The 5,146-nt window shown below is 39.1% G+C and carries 3 protein-coding genes; 2 read left to right on the forward strand and 1 reads right to left on the reverse strand.

The window, feature by feature from the left end:
* Window positions 1-155: 155 nt before the first annotated feature.
* Window positions 156-1,481, reverse strand: a complete 1,326-nt coding sequence (locus FFR48_RS25090) for a glycosyltransferase family 4 protein (RefSeq protein WP_137669245.1) — start codon at window positions 1,479-1,481, stop codon at window positions 156-158.
* A gap of 994 nt (window positions 1,482-2,475) precedes the next feature.
* Here FFR48_RS25090 and FFR48_RS29705 point away from each other — a divergent pair.
* Together FFR48_RS29705 and FFR48_RS25100 are read left to right on the forward strand one after the other, a co-directional pair.
* Entirely contained in the window at window positions 2,476-2,763 is a 288-nt protein-coding gene (locus tag FFR48_RS29705) for a transposase (protein ID WP_268932467.1), read from the forward strand.
* Between the two features lie 3 nt (window positions 2,764-2,766).
* Window positions 2,767-4,998, forward strand: coding sequence for a GumC family protein (locus FFR48_RS25100; protein WP_137669246.1), 2,232 nt, complete (start codon window positions 2,767-2,769; stop codon window positions 4,996-4,998).
* The last annotated feature ends 148 nt before the right edge of the window (window positions 4,999-5,146 follow it).

Raw genomic sequence — 5,146 nt, forward strand, 5'->3', positions numbered from 1 at the left:
TTTCCCCCCTTATTAAGGGGGGTTAGGGGGGATCTGCAAGTGTATAAAGTCACCATCTAAAACTTTTCAAACAACCCCGTTAGGAATTATTTCATTTTTAGGTTTATCTTATTTTATTACACAAGTCGATTGTACCACAAATTCAAGCAGTAATTTCAAAAATTTTTACCCTTTTTAATATTCGCTGTTTGCAGTAAAACCTCAAGATACTGTTGGCAAATAATTTGCGGTGTAAAGTGGGATTGTAGATACTCACGGCCAGCTTTACCCATCTGTTCTGCTAGTGTTTGGTTACTTTGCAATAAACGGATAAATGTCGCCAGTCCCTGACCATCCCCATGGTCAAATGCTGCCCCACATTCAGCGTCAGTAATTATTTTTCTTAAGCTAGAGTCGGGTGAACAAACTACCGCCAATGGTCTCCCAGCTGATAATGCTGAATACAACTTACTCGGCAATACTAAACTTTCGCTGCTGGGGTTAACACTCACTAAAGACAGGTCGCAGGCTGTGAGAGAATAGGCTAAATCTTCCTTATCTTGATAAGGTAAAAATGTAAAATTACTTAGCTCTAGTTGAGAGACCCTAGCAATCAACTCTTCCCGTTTAGCACCCCCACCAATACACACAAACTGCACTGACTCATGTTGTAATTCTCTGGCCGCTACTAACAAAGTATCGATGTCGTGACATCGCCCCATATTCCCAGAGTAAAGGACAGTGAATTTATTGACTAAGTTGTACTTCCACGCAAACCAGTTTTCTGATTTGGCAATAGGTACAATTAAATCTGGGTTAGCCCAGCTATGAATTACAGAAACTTTATGGGCGACTTGGGGACAGTATTCTACAACCCGTTGTTTCATCTCTGGACTGAGAACCACAATTCCCCCAGCTTTGAGCCAAACTCTCTGATTTAAACCTTGCCAAAGTTTTGTTACCCAGTGCTGCTTTGATACTACACCCAGTGCGATCGCGACATCTGGATACAAATCATAGACTATACAAACATAGGGCAACTTCCACAGCAGATTAGCCGCATAACCCACAATGGGCAAAAATGGTGGTGCTGTTGTGATCAGTAACACATTACTTCGCCGCCAAAGTGAGAGCAGATACAAAAAAGCACGAGTGCTATATAAAACTCCATTTACAGCCTTTCCGCGAATTCTCCCAGTCCACATTTGCGCAGTCCGAGACCTATGAATCTTAGTTTGCTCACGCAGTTCCACACGGGGAGCCTTACTCACCCTGAACGCATATCCAGGTTGACTGGTAAACACATCAATCTCTACCCCCTGCTGTTCTAACTGCTGTACAAGTTCCTCAATTAATTGTCCGGTAGCAGCATAGTCTGGAGGAAAAAACTGTGTAACTACAGATAACTTAATTGTTTGGTCATAGAAACAATCATCACCCTTGTTTGTACCATCTACCGACGACAGTCCTAATGGTTTGTAGGTCTGTTGAGCATTCTTCATACATCGCAATTAATTTTTAATTTAGGCTAATACTAAGCTGTTATTTATGTAGCTACACAGAAGAGTTGAATGTAGGACTTACGCACTGTACAAATTCACCATGATGTGCATGAACGAAAATCCATCGTTTCAGGCTTTTGGCGATTAACTTCCAATCAATAGCGAACTGCTTGCAGCAGCGCTTCGCTATCGCCCAAAAATAATTAAAAAATCACGTTAAAATGCCCGAAACCCATACCTCATATTTGGTTGATCCTGTCAATGCGTAAGTCCTAGAATGTTAAGATTTTGAGGATATTGTTCAAGTTGTGCATTGGTATTGGTGATACCAAACTTGAGAAATTAGAAAATCTTATCGCAGGATTCAGCACTTATAGTAGCTATAATATCACAGGATCACAATATTAAAATATCATACATATCACACTATCACAACATCATTGTTATTTCATGTATCAACACTGTATAAATCTCTATGAATCTATCCGACTAATACCCTTGTATTTCTTAGATAGCAAGGACACACAGGATGTAGGCATTTTGTGCTTTTAGCCCCTATCACCTTAACCTTTATAAGCACATATGGGATAATCTTGCTACTGCAAAATTAATGTCATTGAGTGCTATTTATCAGGAAATGGAGTGAGCCAAAACCACTGAAGCAAATAGGACTTACTCATTGACAAAGTAGTAAAATAGTGTATTGATAGAAAGTGTTATCTACTCAGCAGGTATCAGGTGTCAACAGTTCAGGGTTAGTAGCTAGTTACTGTTTTCTTAACTAATACTAACAAATACTCACATTTGCTGAAATTTCCACTCATCTGCTCTTGATGCCATAAAAATTGACTACAGAAAGGTAAAAGTACCCGTAATTGGTTGGATAAAAACTTATGAAATTCTCCCCACAGGATATAAACCGAAATCTGTCACCATCAGTAAACAGGCTGACAAGTGGCCATGTCTGCCGACAGGCAGGTTTATCTCTTGGAAAATAGAAGTTGAAGGCAATGAAACAGAGAAAAATCAAGAGTTTGTAGGAGTTGATTTAGGAATCAATCACTTAGCTACATTATCAACAGGAGAAATATTTAATGGAGTAAAAAGTTATAAAAAGTATGAGAAAAAGTTAGCAAGAATGGAATATTTGAACCGCCATAAACAAATATGGTCAAATAATTATAGAAAAGCCCAAATCAAAATAGCAAGATTACACCAAAAAATAGCCAACATCAGAAAAGATACATCACACAAAATTACTAGCTATATTAGCAAAGTGTAAAATATGTCTAATATCCACAATCAAACTGATAAACCCGTAAATCCCGAACAGACGAGAAACTCCATCACTCCATTTTTTCCCTATCCCCCTTTTCTGGACAATCAGCAACAAGAAAATCAGCAACAAAGGGAGGATTGGAATTACAAAGAATTTTTAAGTTTGTTAAGGCGTCGAATTGTAGTTGTTGTGGGAGTAGCTACAACTGTACTTGCCAGTGTAGGTGTAAAGATTTACTTAAATCCCCAAAGCCCACCAGAATATGAAAGCAGTTTTACAATCCTGGTTGAAACCCCTGATAATAGGAGTGAGTTGTTAAACTTAGGCGATAACATCAACCGAACAATTACAAAGAGTTTCGATTATGAAACTCAAATTCTCGTGATGTTGGGTTATGATATTCTGCAAAACAGCATTAAACAGTTACAAGCTGACTATCCAAACATCAACTATGGATATCTGACTCGGGGTCTGAGGATTTCTCGTGTAGGTCAAACCAAAATTATCCAAGTCAATTATCGTAGCCAAAACCCTGTGGAATCCAAAGATGTACTAGAACAAATTGCTGCCGATTATATAGCTTACAGTCAACAACAAGAGCAAAATACCCTCAGTGAAAGTTTAAAATATCTAGATGAAGAACTACCCAAGATACAAAGACGCGTCAACCAGGTTCAGGCAACATTAGAACAGTTCCAACGTAGGCATAACTTTCTCAGTCCAGAAGTCCTAGCGGAAGCAATTGGAGAGCAAATCACAGGTGTAAATCAACAACTGCAACAACTACAACTACCACTAGCCCAAGCTCGTGCTGATTGGAATTTCTTACAAACTGAAGATGGTGTCAGGTCTATCCTGGATAACTATCCTATATATCGGTCATTAAATGAAGAATTGCGCCAATTAGATATTCAAATTGCCACACAATCAGCTGTTTTTCAAGATGGAAACCCCGCCCTAATTACACTCCAGGAAAAACAGAACAACATCAAACCAATAATCAAGCGAGAATCAGAATTATATATCCAAACTAAGCGAGAAGAAGCATATAAATTACTCAAATCCTTAGAACTTAATCAACAAGAACTGGAAACAAATCGCCGAATTTTAGAACGGAAAAGCCTGGAATTACCTACACTGATCCGACAATATACAGAAATACAACGCCGTTTAGCTATTGCTAATGAAAGTCTGAATCGTTTTTTATCAGCTAGGGAAGATTTGCTCATTAAAAAATCCTCTCAGACGGAACAAGGTTGGCAATTAGTTCAGTCACCTAACCTACCCATAAGTCCTATAGCTGTCTCTTCAACTATGATCCGGGATATGATCATGGGAATTGCCGCGAGTATCTCCCTAGGGATTGGTGCAGCTTTACTCTTGGAAAAGCTAGATCATACTTATCACAACACTTTGAGCCTCAAAGAAAGAATCAAATTTCCTGTATTAGGGAATATTCCCTTTAACCAAGAAATGCAGCAGGATAAATCCCCTACTCTCAAACTCAAAAATGCTTTGATACAATACTCGGATGGGCAGATGGAAACTACTACCCAAAGAACCACCGTAGCCAAACGGCACTACACCAATTACACTAACAATTTTATCGAAGCCATCAGGGTACTCTACACAAATATACAATTATTAAGCTCTGATACTCCCATCAGTTCTATTACCATCACCTCCTCCATGCAAGGTGACGGTAAAAGTACAATTGCCTTTTATCTGGCTCAAGTAGCTGCAACTATGGGGAAAAAAGTATTACTGGTAGATACAGATTTGCGCCGCCCTAATATTCATAACTTGGCAAATGTAAGTAATCTCTGGGGGTTGAGTAGTTTAATTACTACGGATATGTCCATAGAAAATGTAGTCACACTACTACCTGCTATGAATGAATTATCTATCATTACTTCTGGACCTATTCCCCCCGATGCACCTAAGTTACTCTCATCAGGGAAAATGAAAAAACTGATGGCACAGTTTCAAGATACCTTTGATTTAGTCATTTATGATGCTCCTCCCATTATGGGTCTAGCTGATACCAATTACATCGCTCCCCAAACCGACGGTGTGGTGATGATCGTCAGGATGGATAAAACAGACCGTTTTGTATTTGAGCAGGCTTTAACTGATATGAAAAATGCGCCCATTGATGTTTTAGGCGTAGTTGCCAATGGACAGCATGGTCATTCAGACAATTACTACAACTATTATTACCACCAAGGTGAGGAATAATCTGTCAACAGGAAGAATATATCACAAGAAAATCGCCGAAAGGCACGGAAGCCACTTGGCTATCTTACAGTGGAGGAAGTGCCAACGGCGAATTTATTCGCCGCGAATATGATATGATTGGACTGCGAGTAGGAATAACCATCTACAC

Source organism: Sphaerospermopsis reniformis (assembly GCF_005402885.1).
Classification (GTDB): Bacteria; Cyanobacteriota; Cyanobacteriia; order Cyanobacteriales; family Nostocaceae; genus Sphaerospermopsis; species Sphaerospermopsis kisseleviana.